Origin of the sequence: Pseudoclavibacter sp. JAI123 (assembly GCF_013409665.1) — a bacterium.
Lineage (GTDB): Bacteria > Actinomycetota > Actinomycetes > Actinomycetales > Microbacteriaceae > Pseudoclavibacter.
Genome location: NZ_JACCCM010000002.1, coordinates 407283 through 428723, shown reverse-complemented (window position 1 = coordinate 428723; position 21441 = coordinate 407283). Strand labels below are relative to the sequence as shown.

Here is a 21441-nt window from a genome sequence, read left to right as displayed (position 1 = left end):
GCGGCGTCGAAGCTCGTCACGACGGCCATTCTTCCAGAGCTGCGGGACTCTCTCCGCCACGCGTCGAATTGCGTCAGGGTCGCGTTCAGGGCGCGAGGTACCTCGCGAGCAGGTCGCCGAGTTCGCTCGCGGCCGCTGCGGCGTCGAAGCTCGGGTCCTCGACGCTGCGCGACAGAACCCCATCGGCGACCACGGCGACCCACAGCGCGAGGCGTTCGGCGGTGAGGTCGACGCGCCAGTCTCCCTGTTCCTGCCCCGCGGAGACGATCGCCGTGAGAGCCCGGTGCTGGAGCGAGGCGGCGTCGGCCAGCAGCCCTTCCACGCGGGCGTCAGTCGGCGCTGCACCGAGCGCCGCCACGAAGCCGGCGAGGTGGGGGTCGGCAGACTCTTCCAGGAGCGCGTCAAGCCAGTCGCGCAATGCGGTCGGTGCGCTATCGGCCGCCGCGTCCGCGAGGGCGTCCGCGCGGAGGGCCGCGTCGGCCGAATCCGCCTGCAGGATGCCGACGAGCAGGTCGATCTTCGTCGGGAAGTAGTGGAAGAAGGTGCCGGAGGAGACGCCGGCGCGGGCACAGATGCGTGCCGTCGTGGCACCCGCGTAGCCGAGCTCGGAGATGAGCTGGTAGCCGGCTCCGACGATCGCCGCTCGCCCCTCGCCTGTTCGTGCCGCCACGTCGGACCTCGCTGCCTGCATCGAATCGGCTCTAGAGCAATCACTCTAGAGTGCTTACTCTAGAGCATGGCCGAAACAGCATCCCAGCAAGTCGTGGAGCCCGTGAGACGCGTCAGCATCGGCACGCCCGCGTTCCCGCCACGAGCACGAGACGGCTGGCTCTTCGTCGTCGGCCTCCTGATCTTCTGGTTCCTCTTCAACGGCCCTCCCGCCGGTGAGATCGGCGGCTTCGACCTGCGCTTCGGTCTCGAAGGCCCCGCCTCGGGCAACCCCTGGAAGTGGGCGGGCGCCCTGCTCGTGATCGCCCTCGTCATCTGGGGAGAGCGGCGCGGCCTCACCTCACTGCTCATCACGAAGCCGACGGGCAAGGACATCGAGTGGGCGTTCTACGTCTTCGGCGGCGTCATGACCTGGTCGTGGATCGCCAGCCTCATCGCCCCTCAGGAGGACAACGACGGTGTGGGCACCATCTCGAGCATGAGCGTCACCGGCGTCGTCCTGCTCATCATCACGGCGGCCATCACCGAGGAGGTCGTCTACCGCGGCTACCTGCAGGAGCGACTTGGCTCGCTCATGCGGTCGAGGTGGATCGGGGCAGCCGTCAGCCTGGCGATCTTCATCGCGCCCCACGTCGTCTTCTTCGGGCCGAGCTGGCTCTTCCACCAGCTCGTCGGGTCGCTGGCACTCGTGGCGTTCACGCTCATCCGTCGCAACCTCGTCGCGACGATGCTGCTGCACCTGCTCATCAACGCGCCCATCCTCATCCCGACGGTGCTGGCGAAGCTGTGATCGCTGCGGCGGGGGCCCTCCGGCTCGTCAGGAACCTAGGCGCTGCCGGGCCAGCCACGTGTGGTTCACGATCGCCTTGCTCACGGCCTCTCGGTATGCAGCGCCCTCCGGCCCCCGTTTGAGGTCGCGGGAGAAGAACGGCGACTCTTCGCGATGGGGAGACCCGTCGTGGATGCGCTCCGCCAGGTCCGCGAGAAACGCGCGGCCGACCGTCCGATACTGTTCGGCCTCCGCCGCGTCGAGCTGCAGCAGCGCGGAGTCGTCGACCATGTTCGTGACCACGTACCTGGCGTCGAGGAAGAGCTGGCCAGCCTGTTCGACGAGGAACCAGCGCCCCGGCTCGTGGTCGACGTAGTGCATGGCGTCGCGCTCTTCGGCGACGCGGGCGTCGTCGCCCCATTCCTCGACCGGCGGAATCGGGCCGAGCCGGTGCTGCCTGGCCTCGTTGAGCGCGAGGTGGGAGACGGTCGGTCCGACGCCGTACTCGAGTGCGATGCAGAGGATGCGCCGGCACGTCTGGCACGTGAGCTGACTCTCGACGCGCTCCATGAGACCCGACGCGTGGAGGGGCAAGAGGTCACGGATGCTGACCCAGCTGACGTCTTCCTTGAGGACTCCCGACGCCGCCGCATCCGTGATCGCATGCACCGTCGCCTCGACGTCGAGCTTCTCGGTTTCGTCGCGCACCAGGAGCTGACTGCAGGCCGGGCAGTTGTCGTCCTCGGGGCGGCAGGTGAGCCCCGGCTGCTCGACCGTGAACACGAGGCTCTCGAGGTTGCCCGGGTCGTTCCAGCCGCGATGGTCCTTGAACTCGGCTCGCGCGTATCCGCCGTCGAGTTCGAAGTACGGCGTGCCGAAGCCGGCGAAGCGGCGGCGCCCGTTCATCACCTTCTTGACGTCGTCGAGGGTCGCCGCGTTGGTGGCGCCGGGGATCCACTCGGAGAGATTGACAGCGCTGGTCTCCGACGACGTCGGCACCGTGTGCAGGACGACAGCGACCAACGCGTCGTCGTGCAGGATGAGCTCGGCACCCGACGCGAAGCGCACGCGGCGGGACAGCACGGCCGGCTCGCCGAAGGATCCCTCGGTGGCCGTGAACTTCTCGCCACCGAGGGAGTCGATGAGTCGCCGGACGGGCGCATCACGCTCTGCGAGGGCGAGCGCGTCGAGGATCATCGGGAGTCGAGATGCCATGCTCTATCGTCGCAGGCCAGGCTCGACGCCTGGCCAGGGCGGTTCAGGAACGAGCGCTGAACGGACCGTTGGGGGCGAACGCGTAGTCGGCGAAGCGGTCGCCCATGAGCTGGTGCGCTTCGGGACCCGGGTGCAGGTCGTCCGGCAGCGGCAGGCGCTGCGCATCCGCCTCGCCGTAGAGCGCGGTGCCATCGAGGAAGAAGAGATTCGGGTCGGATGCGCGACGCCCCGCCAGGGCCGCGAGCTCGCGCCGAATGACGCTGAGCGTGAGCCGCCCCTGCGACTCGTCTCCCGGCGTCCCCGTCGCGATGAACTTGACCTTGCCGGTCGCGAAGGATGCGGGATCGAACGCGCCGGGCCCGGCCGTGTGCTCGTGGATGCCGCAGAAGATGGGCGAGATGAGCACGATCGGCGTCTCGGGGTGCCCGTCCCGGATCGTGTCGAGGAAGCCGTTGACGGCCGGCACGAACGCCCGCACGCGCATCGCGTCGGCGTTCACGACGTTGATGCCGAGCTTCACGCTGATCAGGTCCGCTCGAGTATCGCGCATGACGCGGGCGAGGAAGGGGTCGACCATCGCGCTGCCGCCGAGCCCGAGGTTCACGAGTTCAACCCCGCCACGACGCGCGGCGACTGCAGGCCAGATATCGCTGGGCGAAGTTGCGTTCGAGCCGTGACTGATCGAGCTGCCATGGTGCAGCCACACACGATCGGACAGGGTCACGGGCTCGAGAGGCGCGTCCGACCGGAGCTCGATCAGCTCGACCGACTCGTTGTGAGGCAGCCAGAACTCCACGCGCTTGGTCTCGCCAGGTGCAAGACCCTCGAGGGTCGTCGTGTGCGATGGCCCCTCGCGGAGCGACATCGCGCCCGTCTGCAGATCGACCTCGACGGCATCACCGCCGGTCAGCTCGTCGCTCGCGAACTTCTCGCCGTCGACGAAGACATCGACGCGCCCCCGCGGCCGGTCGATGCCCGTGTAGACGGACCTGGTCGGCAGCAGCTCCAGCTCAACCCGCTCGGCGGTTGTATCGAATGCCACGCGGACGCCGGACGGCTGGCTCTCGACGAGCAGCAGCTGCGGGTCCGGGAACTGCGCACGAACGTGTGCGGGGAGCCGGTGAGGCCGCACTCCTCTGTTGGTCTGCTCGAGCTCGGCTGATCCGCGGAAGAACTCGGACGAGACTTGGGTGACGATCACGTGGAAGCCTCCGGAATCGGGGGGCGGCGGTGGCCGAGGCGCTACGAAGAAGAGTGCCCCAGGCAGGATTCGAACCTGCGACCGACGGATTAGAAGGCCGTTGCTCTATCCACTGAGCTACTGGGGCGCGATCCCAGCCAGCATAGCGGGCCTCGAAACGCTCCACTGGCCGCCACGGGCCCCGGGAATCACTACGATGTCCCTCATGGCTATTGCTCAGGAGCGTCTCGTCTGGATCGACTGCGAGATGACTGGCCTCGACCCGTCGATCGACGAGCTGGTCGAGGTCGCCGCTTTCGTGACCGACAGCGACCTGAACATCCTCGACGAGGGCTTCGAGATCGTCATCTCGGCGAGCGAGGCCGCGATGGCCAACATGGGCGAGTTCGTGACGCAGATGCACACGACGTCCGGCCTCATCGAGGAGATCCCGAACGGCGCCACACTCGAGGCGGCCACCGCTGAGCTCCTCACGTACCTGAAGAAGCACGTGCCCGTGCCCCGCACGGCACCGCTCGCTGGCAACACGATCGGCACCGACCGCATGTTCCTCGCGAAGTACATGCCAGAGGTCGACCAGCACCTGCACTACCGCAGCGTCGACGTGTCCACGCTCAAGGAGCTGTCACGTCGCTGGTTCCCCCGCGTCTACTTCCACTCCCCCGACAAGGACGGCGGCCACCGCGCGAAGGCCGACATCCTCGAGTCGATCCGCGAGCTCAAGTACTACCGCAAGGCAGTGCTCGTGCCCGAGCCCGGACCCACCAGCGAGGAGCTCCGAGAGGTCGCAGCCGAAGTGGTGAACGACTTCGCCCAAAATCTGTAATAGACTCTCGTAGTCGCAGGCGAGCGAGAGCACGCAGGCGGCAGACATGGTGGGTATAGCTCAGCTGGTAGAGCGCCTGGTTGTGGTCTAGGAGGCCGCGGGTTCAAGCCCCGTTACTCACCCCATGTTGAAGGCCCCGAGTCCTGAGGACTCGGGGCCTTCGTCGTTGGGCCGCACGTCCCCTCCAGAGAGCGTCCGGCCGCATTCACACGGGAGATGCCGGTTCCCAGTGCCTGGAACTTGCATTCCCCGTGTGCTTCTAGCGAGGCGCGGGGGCCTCGAGTCTGGGTGAGTCCGGGATGGGCGGCTCAGCGAGCGGCGCGTCAAGCGCGCTCGGTACCGAGGCAGGCACGAGCGCCGCGGCGGGCATCCTGCTCGCCCACAGCACTCCGAACAGCACAACCGCGCCGCCGACGAGCTCCAGCGGGCCGGGGCGCTCCCCCAGCACCAGCCACGCCGTGGAGATGCCGACGACCGGCACGAGCATCGAGAACGGCGCGACGACGCCGGCCGGGTGGCGTTTCATGAGCCACACCCAGATGCCGGATCCGAGCACCGTGCCAAGCACGATCGTGTAGACGAGGCCGACCCAGGCGGGGACGGCGGCGACGGTCCAGGCAGTCGCGAGCGACGCCCAGATCTGCTCGGGCCCCTCGACGAGCAGTGAGACGGCAAGCATCGGGATGGGCGGCACCACGGCCATCCACATCGTCAGGTGCAGCGGCTTCGGCGGCTCGGCCAGGCGGCTAGAGATGTTGCCGATCGCCCAGCCGAACGCCCCGATGACGACGAGCAGGAACGGCCACCAACTGCCGGAGCCGCCGCGTGCCACGCCCACCAGGAGGAGGCCTGCCACCGCGAGCGCGATGCCGACCACGCGCCGGGTTGTGAGCTTCTCCCGAAGGAAGATCGCGCCGAGCAGCACCGTGAATGGCGCCGACATCTGCAGCACGAGCGACGCGAGCCCGGTCGGGAAGCCGGCGGCCATGCCCAGGTACAGGCCGACGAACTGCAGGGTGCCGAAGCCGAGCCCGTAGCCGATGAGCCAGCGCAGCTTCACGTTCGGGCGCGGGATGAACAGGATCGTCGGGATCGCGAGCAGCCCGAAGCGCAGAGCGATGAGGAAGAACGGCGGGAACTGCTCGAGCGATGCGTGGATGGCGAGGAAGTTCACGCCCCAGAGAACCGCGACGAGGCAGGCGAGGGCGATATGACGGGGAGGCACGAAGTCAGTGTCGGGCGCATTCACCATGAAGCACCAGTGCTGATGCGTGACGTGTCCCTGTAGGCTCCCTTCATGGAGTTCAGGCACCTCGAGCTGCTCAGGCAGCTGTCGATGCGCGGCACCCTCGCCGCGGTCGCGGAAGCCACGCACCGCACGCCTTCCGCCCTCTCGCAGCAGCTGAAGACCGCCGAGCGGGAGTTCGGCGCGCGCCTGGTCGAACCGTTCTCCCGCGGCCTGCGGCTCACGACTGCCGGGCAGATCCTGGCCGACGGCGCGGACGAGGTCGGCCGAGCGCTCGCAGAAGTGCAGGCACGGCTCGAGGCGAGTCTCGGCGAGCCGAGCGGCACCGTGTCGATCGGCGCACTGCCCAGTGCCAGCGAGGCCCTCTTCCCCGGCCTCCTGCGCCGAACGGCAGGGTCGGCCATCGACCTCGAACTCGACGACTTCGACCTCGCCGAGTCCGAGTACGCCGCCAGGACCCTCGACGCCGACATCGTGATCGGACACAGCCTCACCGGCGACGTACCGAGAGGAGCAGAGCACCTGCACACACGCGTGCTGGCCCGCGAGCCGATCGACGTGGCACTGCCCTCGACGCATCCGCTCGCCTCCCAGCAGCGACTCGCACCCGACGACCTCGTCGGCACGACCTGGGTGGGCGTGCCCGTCGGCTACCCGTTTGACAGCATCCTCATCGCCGTCGAGAACGCGACGAGCACGAACCTCGAACGCGTGCAGCGGCTGCGCGACAACCGCCTCGTCGAGGCGCTCGTCGCGGCAGGCTCGGGGCTCGCGCTCCTCCCCCGGTTCACGACTCGGCCGCGCCCCGGGGTCGTGCTGCGACCGCTCGATGGCGTTCGCTCGGTACGCAGCATCGTCGCGTTGGCGCGCCCGGACCGCCACGCCCGATTCGCGGTACGAACCGTGCTCGACCACCTGACCTCGGCCGGGGAAGACCTCGAGGCCACGTTCGCGGAGGCCGAGTCACCGCGTTCCTGACCAACTTCGGTGCTCAGACGGTGGCTGCGGGCCGGATGCGCCACCAGCGGCGCCTTCATCACGCAAGTTGGTCAGGCGAGCTGGACCGGGACGCGTCCTCGGCCCAGCACCTTGGACGTGGAGCGGTTGCGATTCCTCAGTCAGCGCGCTTCGCGGCGGCGACGAAGTCTCGGATGCGCTCGTGATCCTTGACGCCCGGCGATGATTCGACGCCGCTCGAGACGTCGACGCCCCATGGGCTCGCTTCGCGGATGGCCTCGGCGACGTTGCCCGGGTGCAGGCCTCCCGCGAGCAGCCAGCGCCCGTCTGGGCGACGGCGGACGAGTTCCGAGAGGTCCCATCGCTCGCCGGATCCCGGTTTCGGCGCGTCCAGCAGCAGGAGCTCCTCGCCGAATGCACCGACGCGCAGCTCAGGGTCGTCGGCGAGGGAGGTGGCCCTCCAGGTGCGCGGGAAGATCGCGGCGGCCGCGCGTACTTCCTCGCCCGTGTAGGAACCGTGGAGCTGGAGCACGTTCGCGCCGACGGTGGCCGCGATCTCGGCGGCGTCCGTGGACGGCATGTCGTGGACCACGAGCACACGGTCGACACTCGCGGGCACGGACGCGAAGATTTCGGACGCCTCCTCTGGGGTGCGCCGCCTGGGGCTCGTGCGGCTCATCACGATGCCGATCGCGTCGGCACCGCTCTCGACGGCGACCGCCGCCGACTCGACAGAATCCAGGCCACACACTTTGACGTACACGCGAGAATACTAGGCGTTCGGGTCAGCGGGCCGGGCCACGCACCCGGCTGTCAGTCGCGAACTGCGGTGAGCCGGAAGCGACGCTGCGTCACAGCGATCGGCCGCGCCGCGTCGAGCCGTCGGAGCTGCTCGACGTTGCTGTCGACGCTGAACCCCGGGACATCCCACGGGACCAGAGCGAGGTACTCGACGAGCGACAGTGCATCCGCGAACGTCATCTGCCCAGCCCACTCCTCGGCGACACCGATGCGAAACCCCTCCGCCCGCAGGGCCGAGACCGCGTTGGCGAGAGTCACGTGCTCGTACTGGGGTTCGCCACCGAACCATGCTCGGAGCTCGTGCGCGTCTTGGCCATCGACCTGCTGCGTCAGGAACTGCCCGCCGGAAACCAGCACCCTGGCGACCTCGCTCGCATCGAACTCCTCATGACGGGCCACGATCAGGTCGAGAGAGGAGTCGGCGAACGGCAGCGGCTCCCCAGACTCGGTGTCGTGCGCATGCACGTCGACACCGAACGGCGCGAGGTTCTCTCGCGCGACGGCGACGTTCGGCTCCCACCCCTCCGTCGCTGCGATCTGCAGCGGGGATGCGTGGATGGGCATGGAGCGGATGAGTTCGATGAGCCGCTCGCCGCCGCCCGTGCCGAGATCAGCCATGCTCGTCGCCGTCGTCGTAGCGGCCCGGCACTCGGCGTCGAAGTCCCAGGGCGGATCGTCGGCCGTCAGGCGCCCGTCCAACGCGGCGAAATCCCAGCCGACCATCTGCGCGTTGGCGTGCGCATCGCGCCAGGCCTGCACCTGTGCATCCGTAGAGCCGTTCACGTGGCCAGGCTACCGAGTGCGCGAGCCCAGTCCCGCGGCTGGCCTCGTAGGCTTCGGTCATGAGCACCTTCGTTCCGGCATCAAGCCTGCCCGTTTCCGAGGTCGAGCTGGCCGTCGTCGAAGCGGCACGTTCGACGATCGATGCGGCCACCGATGCTGGTCCGGACGAGGACGGCATCCACACCGTGGGGGCAGCGGTCCGCTCGGCGGACGGGACGATCCACGTCGGCGTCAACCTGCATCACTTCACGGGCGGTCCGTGCGCTGAGCTCGTTGCTCTCGGCGCGGCCCGAGCCGCCGGCGCCCGCGACCTCACACATATCACTGCAGTCGCGAACCATGGGCGAGGCGTCATGAGCCCCTGTGGACGCGATCGGCAGGTGCTCGCCGACCACTACCCCGACATCCGCGTCATCCTGCCTTCACCGGGCGGGTTGATCAGTGTCACCGCGCGCGAGCTCCTGCCACTCGCCTACGACCACGCCGCGCAGCAGGTCTAGCCGTCAGTCGGTGCCCATCCAGCACCCCTGAGCCACAATGGGCGGATGGAGATGTCGCGCGAGGACTTCGAGGCCCTGGTCGTCGACGAGCTCGATGAACTCCCCGACGAGATGGTGGACGGCCTCGACAACGTGATCTTCGTAGTCGAGGACCGGCCAGAGGACGGCTCCCTCGACCTCCTCGGCGTCTATGAGGGATTCGCGCTCACCGACCGCGGCCAGTACGGCTTCGGCGAGCTGCCGGACCGAATCGTGCTGTTCCGCGAACCGCTCCTGTCGATCTGCGATGACGAGGCGACGTTGCGCGATGAGGTGCACACGACGCTCGTGCACGAGATCGCGCACTTCTACGGCATCGACGACGCGCAGCTCCACGAGCTCGGCTGGGCTTAGGCCCCGGTACGCTTCCTGGATGCACCCACCGGCACCAGCACGCGAGCCCCTTCGGGTCGGCCGCCTCCTCTGGGGCATCCTCCTGCTCCTGGCTGCGCCGGCGTTCGCGATCTGGATGGCCGTGACCGGTCTGCTCTCGGCGCTCGCCGCCGCCAGCATCACCGGAGAGGCGAGCGCTGCCGTCCCGCCCCTCATCTCGGCCGGTCAGACCCTGCTCTCCGCGTTCGCCTTCTGGGCGATGTTCGTCTCCGCTGGGGCCGGCCTCGTCGTGCTGATCCTGCTCGGGGTGCAGAGCATTCAGGCCGCCCGCCGCCCGCCCGCCGCCTCCGGCCCGAGCTTCAGCTCCGTGCTGTGGGGCTGGGGACTCGCCGTTCCGTTCGCAACGGGCATCGGGGCGCTGGTCGGAATGCTGTTCCGGTCGACCGCCGACGGCATCGGGACCGACCTCTCGCTCGATGCCGGTCCTGGCACCGGCATCAACTACGACGACTCCGTCCACGGCCTCATCACCGGCGGTGCGTGGCTCCTCGTGGCGGTCGTCGGGCTCGCCCTGGCCGTGATCCTCACGGTGCGCTACGTGCGCACGCGGCGGCAGAGCAAGAACAACGCAAGTGGCCGCAGCACACGCTGAGGCGGCGCCCGTGCGGACGAGGCTTCAGGCGTCGGGCGTGTCCTCGATGACGACGTCGGCGAGCCGGAACGGCGCGTTGCGCCGCCAGTGCTCCCGCTCCTGCGCAGCCCACATCTCCCAGAACTCCTCGAAGACACCGATGTCGCCGGGCCGCGACAGCGCGCGAGGCTTCCGGTGCGCCTCATCGAGCTCGATCCAGACCGCGGTGCTCGCGAGTGGCGCGCTCTCGCGCGACAGCGCTCCGCATCCCTCGATGATGAGCGGGGCCGACGCGTCGATGTCCCGCCACGGGCCGGGTGCATCCGCCGCCCAGTCCCAGCTCTCGTAGCCGGGATGCGCACGGCTCAGCATGTCGCGGTGCACGGCCCGCGATGCGGCCGCGAGCCCTCCCCAGCCCGGGTAGGCGTCGTCGAGCGACACCAGCTGCGCGCCGCCGGATCCGCGCGCTCGGAACTCGTAGAGCAGGTCACCCGCGAGCGTCGTCTTGCCCGACCCTGAACCGCCGTCGATGAGGACCACCGGCCGCCTGCCATCCGCGTCGGCGAGCACCCGGTCGAGCAGCGCTGCCGCCCTCATGCGCTCCCCACCAGCCGGTACGAGCCGAGCGCGACGGACACCGCGACGGCCACCGCGGCGATCCCCACGGCGGCGAGCACCAGCAAGAGGTCTCGCCAGCCGAGCCTCGATGGCCGCGCCCAGGTGCGTGCCACGTCTTCTGCCCCGAAACCGCGCGCCTCCATGACGGTGGCGAGCGTCCCCGCCCGACGGATCGCGAGTGCGAGGAGGGCGAACGCCATCGTCATCAGTCGGGGGACGGCCCCGGAGTCGCCCAGGCCGCGAGCGCGCCTGGCCTGGCTCATCGCCGTCCAGTCGTCGCGGAACACGGCGAAGAGGCGAATACCGGCGAGCGCCGACACGACGAACCTCGCTGGCAGATGTGCAACCTGGGCGAGCCCGTCGGCAAGCCGCGTCGGGTCGATGCGGCTCAACGCGACGAGGGTCGGCACGCCGATCGCGAGCACGCGCACGCCGACGGCGATGGCGAGCTGGATGGAGTTGTCGGTGATGTTGGCGTACAGGAACTGCCCGTAGCTCTCGCCTCCCGGCTTCGCGTACAGCAGCATGCTCGTGGCTGAGACGGGCGCCGCGATGAGCAGGATCCAGCTCGAGCGCAGGATCTCCACTGGGCGCACGCCGGCGACCCCGAAGGCGACCATCGCGAGCACGAGGGCGGCCAGCGCCGAGACGATGTCCAGCGTCGTGAGCAGCGGAATCGAGTACAGCACGGCGGCGAGGAAGGGCGTGACCGGGTTGACGCGGTCGAGGAACCTGCCGCCGACGGGCAGCACCTCGAGCGGCACGCCGTCGCTGTCGACCTCCACCGACCTCGCCGGCTGAGCACCCGCCGGGGCGATGCCGCCGCTCATGCCGGCACCTTCTCGTCCTTGCGGTCGTGCGCGCCGATGCGGATGCACTGGTCGCCGAGCACGCGCACGAGCTGTTCGTCGTGGGTCACGGAGACCAGCGCGTGTCCTTCGGCGACGAGGCGAGCCATGATGGCGACGAGTTCCGTCCAGGTCCTGCGGTCCTGCCCGAAGGTCGGCTCGTCGAAGATGAGGACCCGAGGCGCCGTCGCGAGCACCGTCGCGACCGAGAGGCGGCGCTGCTCGCCGCCGGAGAGCGTGAAGGGGTGCGCTTCCGCGAGGTGGGTGAGGCGCAGCGCGGCGAGGAGCTCGTCGACGCGCTGGCTCGTCTCGCGCTTGCCGCGGCCCGCCGCATCCGGGCCGATTTCCAGCTCGCGGCGCACGGTCCCCGCGACGAACTGGTGCTCGGGTTGCTGGAAGACGGTGCCGATGCGCGTCAGGAGCTGCCGTGAACGCCAGGCGGACGGATGCGGGCCCGCCGGAGGAGCCGTACGGAAGCGGCTGAGCCCCCAGCCGCCGCGGCGCGCACCCGCGTCATCGCCCGCATCCCGGAGCGCCTGCGTCGCCCGCACCTCGCCCTCCACGGGCGTGAGCAGTCCGGCGAGCGTGAGCGCGAGTGTCGTCTTCCCCGCCCCATTGGGGCCCAGCACAACCGTTGACTCCCCCGCGCGCAGGGTCGCCGACAACTGCGTGTGCAGGGCATGGTCGGCCCGCCCGAAGCCGAGCCCGTCCGCGATCAACAGGTCCTCCCCTGGCGCGAGAACGGCACGCGGCACCTGCGGTTCATGACCGCCGATCCACACACCGGCCGCGAGCAGCGACTCGCGGTGCTGCTCGAGAACGAGGTCAGGGGTGCCGTCGGCGAGGAGGTGCTGCTCACCCCCGAGCACGACGACCCGATCGACGCTCGAGCGCCACACGTCCACCCGGTGCTCGATGACGATGAGCGTCGCGCCGGACGCCTCCGCGGCGCGGACCACCGCCTCGCGCACCTCGTCCACACCGGCCGGGTCGAGGTTCGCGGTCGGCTCGTCCAGCAGGATGAGGTCGGGGCGCATGGCGAGGACACCCGCGATCGCGAGCCGCTGACGCTCGCCGCCGGACAGCTGAGCCGTCGACCGATCGAGGGGCATCCGCAGCCCGACGGCGTCGAGCGCCTCGCGCACCCGCGCCCACGTCTCCGCCCGAGGGACACCGAGGTTCTCGCAGCCGAACGCGACATCGTCGCCGATGCGGGCGAGCACCGTGTTCGCCTGCGGGTCCTGCAGGACGAGACCGACCGTGCCGCGTGCATCGCTCGGGTGCTTGCCATCGACAAGCAGTGAGCCGAGCTCCTGCCCGTCATCCTCGTGATCGCCGAGCACCCCCGCCAGGGCGGCCAGGAGCGTGGACTTGCCAGCCCCCGACGGACCAAGCAGCAGCACGGCCTCGCCAGGCTCGATCGTCAGGTCGAGCTCGGCGACGGCCAGCTTCGCCCGGTCGGCGTGGCGCCAGCCCCACCCCCTCGCCTCGACTCTCGCGCCCACGAGCGCTAGCCGATTCGCTTCGAGCTTCTACCCGCAGCGAAGCGGTTCAGTGCACCGGTCGCCGCGAGCGCGCGCGTCAGGAGCCAACCGACGACGCCAGCGAGCACGGCACCCGAGAGGACGATCGAGACGAGGTAGATGGTGAGGAACTCCGGACCCTTCTCGATGTTCGCGCTGAGAAACAGCTCGAGCGTCCACGCCGCGACCGCAGCCCCAGCCCCAGCCAGCATCGCGACGCCGAGGCCGAAGCGCTTGTAGAAGAACAGCAGGAAGATGAGCTCAGCGCCGAGCCCCTGCGCGATGCCCGAGTACACGGTCTCGATCGACCACTGGCTGCCGAGGAGCATCGAGACGCTCGCCGCGAGCACCTCGACGAAGAGCGCCGCACCGGGCTTGCGGATGATCAGCCCGCCCAGCACCCCGCCCAGCAGCCAGATACCGACGGCGATACCGCCGACACCCGGCGTGAACGCATCCATGACCGTGAACCACGCGTAGCCCACGCTGTTCCAGACGATGAAGATGAGCCCCGTCGCGACGCCGAGAACGGCGGCCGTGACGATGTCGATGACCCGCCAGCGGAAGCGGCTCTTCGGCGACCTCGCCTGAGCCGGCCCCTGCGCTGGGGAGGTGTGAGATGGAGTTGAAGAAGTTGTCATGCGGTGTGCCCTTTCGAGTGAAAGTGCACGGGCGCAGAGCCTGGGGTGGCTCTGCTCGGAGATGTGCCTCCCTGCGCTGGCATTACCCAGATCAGGTTTGACGGTCGAAGGCTTGTGCCTTCCTCTCAGCCCGGACTACCGGACTCCCGTGAACACCTCGAGTATAGGCCGAAGCGAGCCCCGAGCTACTTCTTGAGAGCCTTGATGAGACGCGGAAGCGCGTGCCCGACCGTCCACACCAGCGGAATCGAGACGACAAGCAGCGTGATGATGTTCGGGCGGAAGCTCGTGCCGAACTCGTCATCGACGTACGCGCCGACGGGGACCGCCATGCCGCCGCCGCCACCGCCGGACGAGTTCTCCTGCCCCTCCTCGTTGCTCTCGCCGCCGCCGTAGCCGTACGAGACGAGGGCAACGGGAAGGATGGTGGCCTTGCCAAGCTCCACCTTCTCGCCGTAGGCGAGCGTGACGCCGAGCTTCTTGACGGAATCGGTGAGGTTCTGCGTGAGGTTCGTCATGCGGCCAGCGTAGGTCGTCGACATGCCTGCCAACCAGGAGAACTCCTGTGTGCTGGCGGGCGAGAGCGCTCCCACCCTTTGGTAGCTTTAGTGCCTGCATCCACACGCGATGTTCTTCGGCGAAGCAAGATGAAGCAATAGGAGCGTGCATGAAAACGTGGCCCGGAAATGCCTACCCCCTCGGAGCGACGTTCGACGGAAGTGGCACGAACTTCGCGATCTTCAGCGAAGCCGCCCACAAGGTCGAGCTCTGCCTCTTCGACGACGACGGCAACGAGGAGCGGGTGAGGCTCCATGAGCGGGATGCGCACGTCTGGCACGCCTACCTGCCGCACGTGCAGCCGGGCCAGCAGTACGGCTACCGCATGCACGGCGACTACGACCCGGCGACCGGCAGCCGCTGCAACCCAGCGAAGCTCCTCCTCGACCCCTACGCGAAGGCCACGACCGGAGACATCGACTGGGACCAGTCCCTCTTCAGCTACAACTTCGGCGACCCAGACTCGTTCAACGACCTCGACTCCGCGCCCCACATGATGAAGGGCGTTGTCATCAACCCCTACTTCGACTGGGCCGGGGACCGGAAGCCGGGCATCCCCTACAACGAGTCCCTCATCTACGAAGCCCACGTGAAGGGCCTCACCCAGCTGCACCCGGATGTGCCCGAGGAGATCCGGGGCACGTACGCCGGCATCGCGCACCCCGCGATCGTCGAGCACCTCAAGCGGCTCGGCGTCACCGCCATCGAGCTCATGCCCGTGCACCAGTTCGTGCAGGACAGCACCCTCATCGAGAAGGGCCTCCGCAACTACTGGGGCTACAACACCATCTCGTTCCTCGCCCCGCACGCCGACTACGCCTCCCAGGGGACAGCCGGGCAGCAGGTGCAGGAATTCAAGTCCATGGTGCGCACCCTGCACGCCAACGGCATCGAGGTCATCCTCGACGTGGTCTACAACCACACGGCAGAGGGCAACCACCTCGGCCCCACGCTCAGCTTCCGCGGCATCGACAACGCCGCCTACTACCGCCTCGAAGAAGACGACAAGCGGTACTACACGGACTACACGGGCACCGGCAACTCGCTCAACATGCGCCACCCGCACTCGCTGCAGCTCATCATGGACTCGCTGCGCTACTGGGTCACCGAGATGCACGTCGACGGCTTCCGCTTCGACCTCGCCTCCACCCTCGCCCGCGAACTCCACGACGTGGACAAGCTCTCCACCTTCTTCGACCTCGTGCAGCAGGACCCGGTGGTCTCGCAGGTGAAGCTCATCGCCGAGCCGTGGGACGTCGGCCCCGGTGGCTACCAGGTCGGCAATTTCCCGCCGCAGTGGACGGAGTGGAACGGCAAGTACCGCGACACCGTGCGCGACTTCTGGCGCGGCGAGCCCTCCACGCTCGGTGAGTTCGCGAGCCGCATCACCGGGTCCGCCGACCTCTACGAGCACTCCGGACGGCGCCCGTTCGCATCCATCAACTTCGTCACGGCCCACGACGGCTTCACGCTGCGCGACCTCGTCTCGTACAACGAGAAGCACAACGACGCCAACGGGGAGGACGGCAACGACGGCGAAAGCCACAACCGTTCCTACAACCTGGGTGTCGAAGGCCCGACGGATGACCCCGAGATCAACGCCATGCGCGCCCGCCAGCAGCGCAACATCATCGCGACGATGCTGCTCAGCCAGGGTGTCCCCATGCTGCTCCACGGCGACGAGCTGGGCCGCACCCAGCTCGGCAACAACAACACCTACGCGCAGGACAGCGAGCTCAGCTGGGTGCACTGGGAGAACGCCGACGAGCCCCTCGTCGAGTTCACGAGGGCCGTCGCGCAGCTGCGCGCCGACCACCCCACGTTCCGACGCCGCCGGTTCTTCAACGGCCGCGTCGAGAAGCGCGCCGAGGGCTCGGCACTTCCCGACATCGTGTGGCTCTCCACCGACGGCACGCAGATGGCGTCCGAGGACTGGAACGCCGAGTTCGTGAAGTCGATGGGCATGTTCCTGAACGGCAACGCCATCGCCGGCCGCGACGAGCGCGGCGAGGAGATCACCGATGTGAGCTTCATGGTCTACTTCAACGCCAGCGAGACCGTCGTCGAGGCGACGATCCCGAGCGTCGAGATCACCTCGCACTGGGACATCGTCATCGACACGTCCGGCATGCACACCGACCTCGAGGGCATCGAGCCGGGCGCGACCATCCCCCTCGAACCGCGCTCGCTGGTCGTGCTGCGAGAGGCTGAGCTCAAGGAGAAGCCGGACCATTCCGTCGCCGCCTCCGTCGCCGCGATGACGACGCCCATCCCGATCATCGCGCGGCCACCGCTCGGCAGCTGACGCCGCCCGCCCCATCTCAGTAGCACCCGCCGTGACGGAGACCATGATGCGCATCCCATCCAGCACCTACCGCTTCCAGCTGACGTCGGAGTTCGACCTCGACGCGGCCGCCGAGCAGCTCCCCTACCTGGAGCGGCTCGGCGTCGGGTGGGTGTACCTCTCCCCCATCCTGCAGGCCGCGCCAGGAAGCACCCACGGCTACGACGTCGTCGACCCCTCGAAGGTGGACGACGAGCGGGGCGGGCGGGAGGCGCTCGAGCGCTTCTCCGCGACGGCGCGCGAGCTGGGCCTCGGTGTGCTCGTCGACATCGTCCCGAACCACATGGGGGTCGACACGCCGCGAGACAACCCGTGGTGGTGGGACGTGCTCGCCCACGGCCGGGATGCGGCCCACGCCGAGTCGTTCGACATCGACTGGGAGGCCGGTGACGGCAAGCTGCTCATCCCAACCGTCGGCGATGACGACATGCCTCGCGAGCGCGGCGACGCGATCGCCAACGTGACCGTCGACCGCGAGGCAGGCGTGCTGCGGTACCACTCGACCGAGTACCCGCTCGCCGAGGGCTCTGCGCCCGAAGGCGCGTCGGTTCGCGAGGTGCTCGACAACCAGCACTACCAGCTCATCCACTGGCGCCAGGGTGACACCCGCCTGAACTACCGCCGCTTCTTCACCATCACCTCGCTCGCGGGCATCCGCGTCGAGGACGACGAGGTCTTCGAGGAGGCGCACGCCGAGATCCTCGACTGGATGCGCCACCGCCTCGTCGACGGCCTCCGCATCGACCACCCGGACGGGCTGCGCGACCCCGGCGGCTACCTACGGCACCTCGCCGATCGGACGCGCGGCGCGTACGTGCTCGTCGAGAAGATCCTGGAAGGCGACGAGTCGCTGCCCGCAGACTGGCGCACGGCGGGCACCACGGGCTACGACGCGCTCGGCCAGATCGACCGGGTGCTCGTGGATGCGGACTCCGAGGAGTTCCTCGACGAGCTCGCCGGCGCCGACGGCACCCCCGTCGACTGGGAACAGCTGATCCACGAGGCGAAGCGCGCCGTCGCGGACGTCTCGCTGAACGCCGAGATCCGCCGGATCGCGCGCGAACTGCGGTCGACTGGCCTCGAGGACGACCTCATCGAGGACTCGGTCGCCGAGATCGCCGCGCACTTCAGCGTGTACCGGAGCTACCTGCCCACCGGCTCCAACCACCTCGCCGACGCGGCAGAGGCGGCGAAGGAGCAGCGGCCTGACCTGGCCGCATCGATCGCGCGCATCCTGCCGTTCCTCGAAGCCCCCGAAGCTGAAGCCGCGCTGCGACTGCAGCAGACGACCGGCATGATCATGGCGAAGGCCGTCGAGGACCGCTCGTTCTACCGGTACGCCCGCCTCACCTCGCTCAATGAGGTCGGCGGCGATCCGAACGTCTTCTCGATCACGCCCGAGCGGTTCCACGAGCTGCAGACCGCGCGCGCCCGCGACTGGCCGGACGCCATGACCACGCTGTCGACTCACGACACGAAGCGTGGCGAGGACACGAGAGCCCGTATCACGGCTCTCAGCGAGGTCCCGGAGTTCTGGGCCGAGAGCGTCGCCGAACTGCAGAACGTCGCCCCCATCGACGACAATGCCTTCGCCCAGCTGACCTGGCAGGCGATCATCGGAGCCTGGCCAGCTTCCCGCGAGCGCCTCAACGCCTACCTCGAGAAGGCCGCCCGCGAAGCCGACCTGCACACGAGCTGGACCAACCCCGACGATGCATTCGAGGAGCAGCTGAGCTCGGCTGTCGACGCGGTCTTCGACAACCCCGTCGCGTCCAACATCGTGCAGAACGTCGTCGCCGAGACGCAGGCGGCCGGCTGGTCGAACTCGCTCACCGCCAAGATCGTGCAGCTCACGATGCCGGGCGTCCCCGACGTCTACCAGGGCACCGAGCTGTGGACCCGCACACTCGTCGACCCCGACAACCGGCAGAGCGTCGACTACTCGTCGCGCACCGCGGCGCTCGACGCGATCCTCCACGGGGCCGTCCCCGAGATCGACGACTCCGGCGCCGCCAAGCTGCTCGTCACGGCAGCCTGCCTTCGCCTGCGTCGGAGCCGCCCCGAGCTCTTCACCGAATACGAGGGCATCACGGCCAACGGCCCGGCCGCCGAGCACGCCCTCGCCTTCTCGCGAGGCGGCGCGATCACGATCGGCACGCGCCTGCCCATCGGGCTCGAGCAGGGTGGCGGCTGGATCGGAACGACCATCCCGCTCCCCGAGGGCGAGTGGATCGACCAGCTCACCGCCGCCGTCTACACGGGCGGCAAGGACGTGCCCCTCGCGGCGATCCTGCAGCAGTACCCCGTCGCGCTCCTCGCGAAGTCCTGACCAGCACCCGCATCCACCCTCGCCTGCCACCAAGGAGTTCTCCGTGCGCGATTCCCGCTTCGACGTCTGGGCACCACACGCCGAGACGCTGACCCTGCACCTCGACGGGTCCGAGCTGCCCATGCGCCGCACAGACGGTGACTGGTGGGTGCCGGATGCTGCGCTCGAGCTCGACGAGGAGACGCACGACTACGGGTACCACGTCGACGGCGCCACGACTCCGATTCCCGACCCCCGCTCGCGCTGGCAGCCGGACGGCGTGCACGGCCTCTCCCGCACGTTCGACCCGGCCAGGCAGCCGTGGACGGACAGCGACTGGACCGGCCGTACCCTCGCTGGCTCGGTCATCATCGAGCTGCACATCGGCACCTTCACACCAGAGGGCACCCTCGACTCGGCCATCGAGCGCCTCGACCACCTCCAGGCGCTCGGCGTCGACTTCGTCGAGGTCATGCCCGTCAACGCGTTCAGCGGCACCCACGGCTGGGGCTACGACGGCGTCGACTGGTTCGCGGTGCACGAAGGCTACGGCGGGCCCGCCGCCTACCAGCGCTTCGTCGAGGCCTGCCACGAGCGCGGCATCGGCGTCATCCAGGACGTCGTCTACAACCACCTCGGCCCGTCCGGCAACTACCTCGGCAAGTTCGGCCCGTACCTCTCCGACCACCACGCCACGGCGTGGGGCGACACCGTCAACCTCGACGGGGAGAACTCCGACGAGGTGCGCGCCTACATCCGCGACAACGTCGCCATGTGGCTGCGAGACTTCCACGTCGACGGCCTGCGACTGGACGCCGTGCACGCGCTCATCGACGACCGGGCCGTGCACATCCTCGAGGAGCTGGCGCGCGACGTCGACGAGCTCGAGGCGCACGTGGGCCGCCCCCTCACGCTGATCGCCGAGTCCGACCTCAACAACCCGCGCCTCATCACGTCAGATGAGGCGGGCGGCTACGGACTCGACGCGCAGTGGTCCGACGACTTCCACCACGCCGTGCACGTCAACCTCACGGGCGAGACGAGCGGCTACTACGCCGACTTCGAGGGCCTCGATTCCCTGGTGAAGGTGCTCACGAAGGGCTTCTTCCACGACGGCACGCTCTCGACCTTCCGCGGCCGCCACCATGGCCGTGCCCTCCCGGCGCAGACCCGCGCCTGGCGGCTCGTCGTCTCGTCGCAGAACCACGATCAGATCGGCAACCGGGCCATCGGCGACCGCCTCACCGCGATCCTCTCCCCCGGCCAGCTCGCCATCGCGGCGACGCTCGAGCTCACCTCGCCCTTCACGCCCATGCTCTTCATGGGCGAGGAGTGGGGCGCCACGACGCCGTTCCAGTTCTTCTCCTCCCACCCGGAGCCCGAGCTGGCCAAGGCGACGACCGAAGGTCGCATCGGCGAGTTCGCGCGCATGGGATGGGATGCGGCCGTCGTCCCGAACCCGCAGGACGTGGAGACGTTCACCCGGTCGAAGCTCGACTGGAGCGAGCTCGACAAGCCCGAGCACGCGCGCCTTCTCGAGATCTACCGTGAGCTCATCGCCCTGCGCCGGCGCGAGGCCGACATCACCCTGCCGTGGCTCGACGCGAGCAGCGTCGATGTCTCCGAGGAGCACGGCACGCTGGCCATCACGCGCGGTAGCCTCGCCATCGCGGTGAACCTCTCCTCGCACGAGCGCGAGCTGCGTGTCGAGCGCGCCGCTGAAGTGCTGTTCGCGACGGATGCGCGGGCGGCGCTCGGTGAGACCACCGGAACGGTCACCGGCGCGCCGGTCGGCGCATCCGCCGTGCCGTTGCGCCTGCCCGCGGAGAGCGCCGCGGTGCTCCGCGTCACCCGCGCCTGACCTCGCCTGTCCAACTTCAGTGCAGATCTCGGCGTTTCGGGCCCAGAACGGCTCGTAGCGACGCATATCGCACTGAAGTTGGACACGCGGGCGTGGGTTTCTCACGCTTCGCTGGCTAGCATGGTGCTCCCGACGCGAAGGAGCGGTCCCATGGGCAAGGTCGTCATGTACAGCTCGGTCTCGGTCGACGGCTTCATCGCCGACGACAACGACGACCCCGGTCACCTCTTCGACTGGCTGACCAGCGGAGACGTCGCGCTCGACGACAGCGGCGTCCTGAAGGTCTCGCAGGCGTCCTACGACTACACCCGCCCGTACTGGGACGAGATCGGCGTTACGATCGCCGGCCGACACGTCTTCGACGTGACGGACGGCTGGGACGGGACCCCGCCGAGCGGCATCGACCACGTGGTCGTCGTGTCCCACCGTCCACCGCCAGAGGGGTGGAACACGGAACTGCCGTTCCATTTCGTCGAGGGTGTCGAGGCCGCCGTCGCCAGAGCCAAGGAGCTCGCGGGTGACCGGACCGTCGAGGTGGCCGCCGGCGACGTGGGCGGGCAGGCGCTCGCCGCCGGCCTTGTCGACGAGGTGCGGATGGATGTGGTCCCCGTGGTCTTCGGCGCAGGCAAGCGCTTCTTCGGGGAGACCGACGCCCAGCACCTGCTTGAGGACCCCGACGTCGTGCTGCCGGGCACCAGGGTGCTGCACCTCCGCTACCGAGTGCGCCGCCCAGCGAGCTAGGTCTGGTCTGCGGCGAGCACGCGAAGCCG

21 protein-coding genes, 2 tRNA genes and 1 riboswitch are annotated in these 21441 nt (G+C 69.0%); of the genes, 11 read left to right on the top strand and 12 right to left on the bottom strand.

Annotation, left to right across the window (positions count from 1 at the left end):
• Positions 1-85: 85 nt before the first annotated feature.
• Positions 86-670, bottom strand: coding sequence for a TetR/AcrR family transcriptional regulator (locus HDC34_RS14150; protein ID WP_179557466.1), 585 nt, complete (start codon positions 668-670; stop codon positions 86-88).
• Between the two features lie 66 nt (positions 671-736).
• Here HDC34_RS14150 and HDC34_RS14145 point away from each other — a divergent pair, with 66 nt between their 5' ends.
• Positions 737-1459: a CPBP family intramembrane glutamic endopeptidase gene (locus HDC34_RS14145; protein ID WP_179557465.1), complete on the top strand. Its 723-nt coding sequence runs from the start codon at positions 737-739 to the stop codon at positions 1457-1459.
• A gap of 27 nt (positions 1460-1486) precedes the next feature.
• Here HDC34_RS14145 and HDC34_RS14140 read toward each other — a convergent pair whose 3' ends face one another.
• The 3 genes from HDC34_RS14140 to HDC34_RS14130 all read right to left on the bottom strand — a co-directional run bounded on the left by HDC34_RS14140 (position 1487) and on the right by HDC34_RS14130 (position 3981).
• Complete coding sequence (locus tag HDC34_RS14140; protein ID WP_179557464.1) at positions 1487-2653, bottom strand: hypothetical protein; 1167 nt, start codon at positions 2651-2653, stop codon at positions 1487-1489.
• Between the two features lie 43 nt (positions 2654-2696).
• Positions 2697-3854 (bottom strand): GDSL-type esterase/lipase family protein, encoded by a 1158-nt coding sequence (locus tag HDC34_RS14135; RefSeq protein ID WP_179557463.1) that lies wholly within the window; start codon positions 3852-3854, stop codon positions 2697-2699.
• A 54-nt stretch (positions 3855-3908) separates the two neighbouring features.
• A tRNA-Arg gene (locus HDC34_RS14130) sits at positions 3909-3981 on the bottom strand.
• Positions 3982-4059: 78 nt separating this feature from the next.
• Here HDC34_RS14130 and orn point away from each other — a divergent pair.
• Both orn and HDC34_RS14120 read left to right on the top strand, forming a co-directional pair.
• Positions 4060-4680 (top strand): oligoribonuclease, encoded by a 621-nt coding sequence (gene orn / locus HDC34_RS14125; RefSeq protein WP_179557462.1) that lies wholly within the window; start codon positions 4060-4062, stop codon positions 4678-4680.
• Positions 4681-4729: 49 nt separating this feature from the next.
• Positions 4730-4805, top strand: a tRNA-His gene (locus HDC34_RS14120).
• 134 nt (positions 4806-4939) lie between these two features.
• Here HDC34_RS14120 and HDC34_RS14115 read toward each other — a convergent pair.
• Positions 4940-5905, bottom strand: a complete 966-nt coding sequence (locus HDC34_RS14115) for an EamA family transporter (protein WP_179557461.1) — start codon at positions 5903-5905, stop codon at positions 4940-4942.
• Between the two features lie 72 nt (positions 5906-5977).
• Here HDC34_RS14115 and HDC34_RS14110 point away from each other — a divergent pair, with 72 nt between their 5' ends.
• Positions 5978-6904, top strand: a complete 927-nt coding sequence (locus HDC34_RS14110) for a LysR family transcriptional regulator (RefSeq protein ID WP_179557460.1) — start codon at positions 5978-5980, stop codon at positions 6902-6904.
• A 136-nt stretch (positions 6905-7040) separates the two neighbouring features.
• On the opposite strand, the gene HDC34_RS14105 is transcribed toward HDC34_RS14110, so the two are convergent.
• The gene (locus HDC34_RS14105; RefSeq protein ID WP_179557459.1) at positions 7041-7646 is read right to left on the bottom strand and encodes a phosphoribosylanthranilate isomerase; all 606 of its coding nucleotides are present in this window, start codon (positions 7644-7646) and stop codon (positions 7041-7043) included.
• 50 nt (positions 7647-7696) lie between these two features.
• Complete coding sequence (locus tag HDC34_RS14100; protein ID WP_308807355.1) at positions 7697-8467, bottom strand: methyltransferase domain-containing protein; 771 nt, start codon at positions 8465-8467, stop codon at positions 7697-7699.
• Between the two features lie 59 nt (positions 8468-8526).
• On the opposite strand from HDC34_RS14100, the gene HDC34_RS14095 reads away from it, so the two are divergent.
• The 3 genes from HDC34_RS14095 to HDC34_RS14085 are packed head-to-tail and all read left to right on the top strand — an operon-like array spanning position 8527 to position 9991.
• A complete protein-coding gene (locus tag HDC34_RS14095) occupies positions 8527-8967 on the top strand; it encodes a cytidine deaminase (RefSeq protein ID WP_179557458.1) in 441 nt (146 codons plus the stop codon).
• A gap of 45 nt (positions 8968-9012) precedes the next feature.
• On the top strand, positions 9013-9360 hold the full coding sequence (locus HDC34_RS14090; RefSeq protein WP_179557457.1) for a metallopeptidase family protein: 348 nt from the start codon (positions 9013-9015) through the stop codon (positions 9358-9360).
• A gap of 19 nt (positions 9361-9379) precedes the next feature.
• Positions 9380-9991, top strand: a complete 612-nt coding sequence (locus tag HDC34_RS14085; protein WP_179557456.1) for a hypothetical protein — start codon at positions 9380-9382, stop codon at positions 9989-9991.
• A 24-nt stretch (positions 9992-10015) separates the two neighbouring features.
• On the opposite strand, the gene HDC34_RS14080 is transcribed toward HDC34_RS14085, so the two are convergent.
• The 5 genes from HDC34_RS14080 to HDC34_RS14060 all read right to left on the bottom strand — a co-directional run bounded on the left by HDC34_RS14080 (position 10016) and on the right by HDC34_RS14060 (position 14118).
• The gene (locus HDC34_RS14080; protein WP_179557455.1) at positions 10016-10567 is read right to left on the bottom strand and encodes a hypothetical protein; all 552 of its coding nucleotides are present in this window, start codon (positions 10565-10567) and stop codon (positions 10016-10018) included.
• On the bottom strand, positions 10564-11418 hold the full coding sequence (locus HDC34_RS14075; RefSeq protein ID WP_179557454.1) for an energy-coupling factor transporter transmembrane protein EcfT: 855 nt from the start codon (positions 11416-11418) through the stop codon (positions 10564-10566). The genes HDC34_RS14080 and HDC34_RS14075 overlap by 4 nt, the downstream gene beginning before the upstream one ends.
• The gene (locus HDC34_RS14070) at positions 11415-12941 is read right to left on the bottom strand and encodes an ABC transporter ATP-binding protein (RefSeq protein WP_179557453.1); all 1527 of its coding nucleotides are present in this window, start codon (positions 12939-12941) and stop codon (positions 11415-11417) included. The genes HDC34_RS14075 and HDC34_RS14070 overlap by 4 nt, the downstream gene beginning before the upstream one ends.
• A 5-nt stretch (positions 12942-12946) precedes the next feature.
• Positions 12947-13600 carry an ECF transporter S component gene (locus tag HDC34_RS14065; protein ID WP_104311377.1) on the bottom strand — a complete coding sequence of 218 codons (654 nt, stop codon included), beginning with the start codon at positions 13598-13600 and terminating at the stop codon, positions 12947-12949.
• A 51-nt stretch (positions 13601-13651) separates the two neighbouring features.
• Positions 13652-13761, bottom strand: a riboswitch (TPP riboswitch).
• A gap of 24 nt (positions 13762-13785) precedes the next feature.
• Complete coding sequence (locus HDC34_RS14060) at positions 13786-14118, bottom strand: spore germination protein GerW family protein (protein WP_104253225.1); 333 nt, start codon at positions 14116-14118, stop codon at positions 13786-13788.
• A 149-nt stretch (positions 14119-14267) separates the two neighbouring features.
• Here HDC34_RS14060 and glgX point away from each other — a divergent pair, with 149 nt between their 5' ends.
• The 4 genes from glgX (at position 14268) to HDC34_RS14040 (ending at position 21412) form a co-directional block, all read left to right on the top strand.
• Positions 14268-16463 carry a glycogen debranching protein GlgX gene (gene glgX / locus HDC34_RS14055; RefSeq protein ID WP_179557452.1) on the top strand — a complete coding sequence of 732 codons (2196 nt, stop codon included), beginning with the start codon at positions 14268-14270 and terminating at the stop codon, positions 16461-16463.
• Between the two features lie 31 nt (positions 16464-16494).
• Complete coding sequence (treY, locus tag HDC34_RS14050; protein ID WP_308807354.1) at positions 16495-18831, top strand: malto-oligosyltrehalose synthase; 2337 nt, start codon at positions 16495-16497, stop codon at positions 18829-18831.
• A gap of 43 nt (positions 18832-18874) precedes the next feature.
• The gene (gene treZ, locus HDC34_RS14045; protein ID WP_179557451.1) at positions 18875-20671 is read left to right on the top strand and encodes a malto-oligosyltrehalose trehalohydrolase; all 1797 of its coding nucleotides are present in this window, start codon (positions 18875-18877) and stop codon (positions 20669-20671) included.
• 150 nt (positions 20672-20821) lie between these two features.
• On the top strand, positions 20822-21412 hold the full coding sequence (locus HDC34_RS14040; protein WP_179557450.1) for a dihydrofolate reductase family protein: 591 nt from the start codon (positions 20822-20824) through the stop codon (positions 21410-21412).
• The last annotated feature ends 29 nt before the right edge of the window (positions 21413-21441 follow it).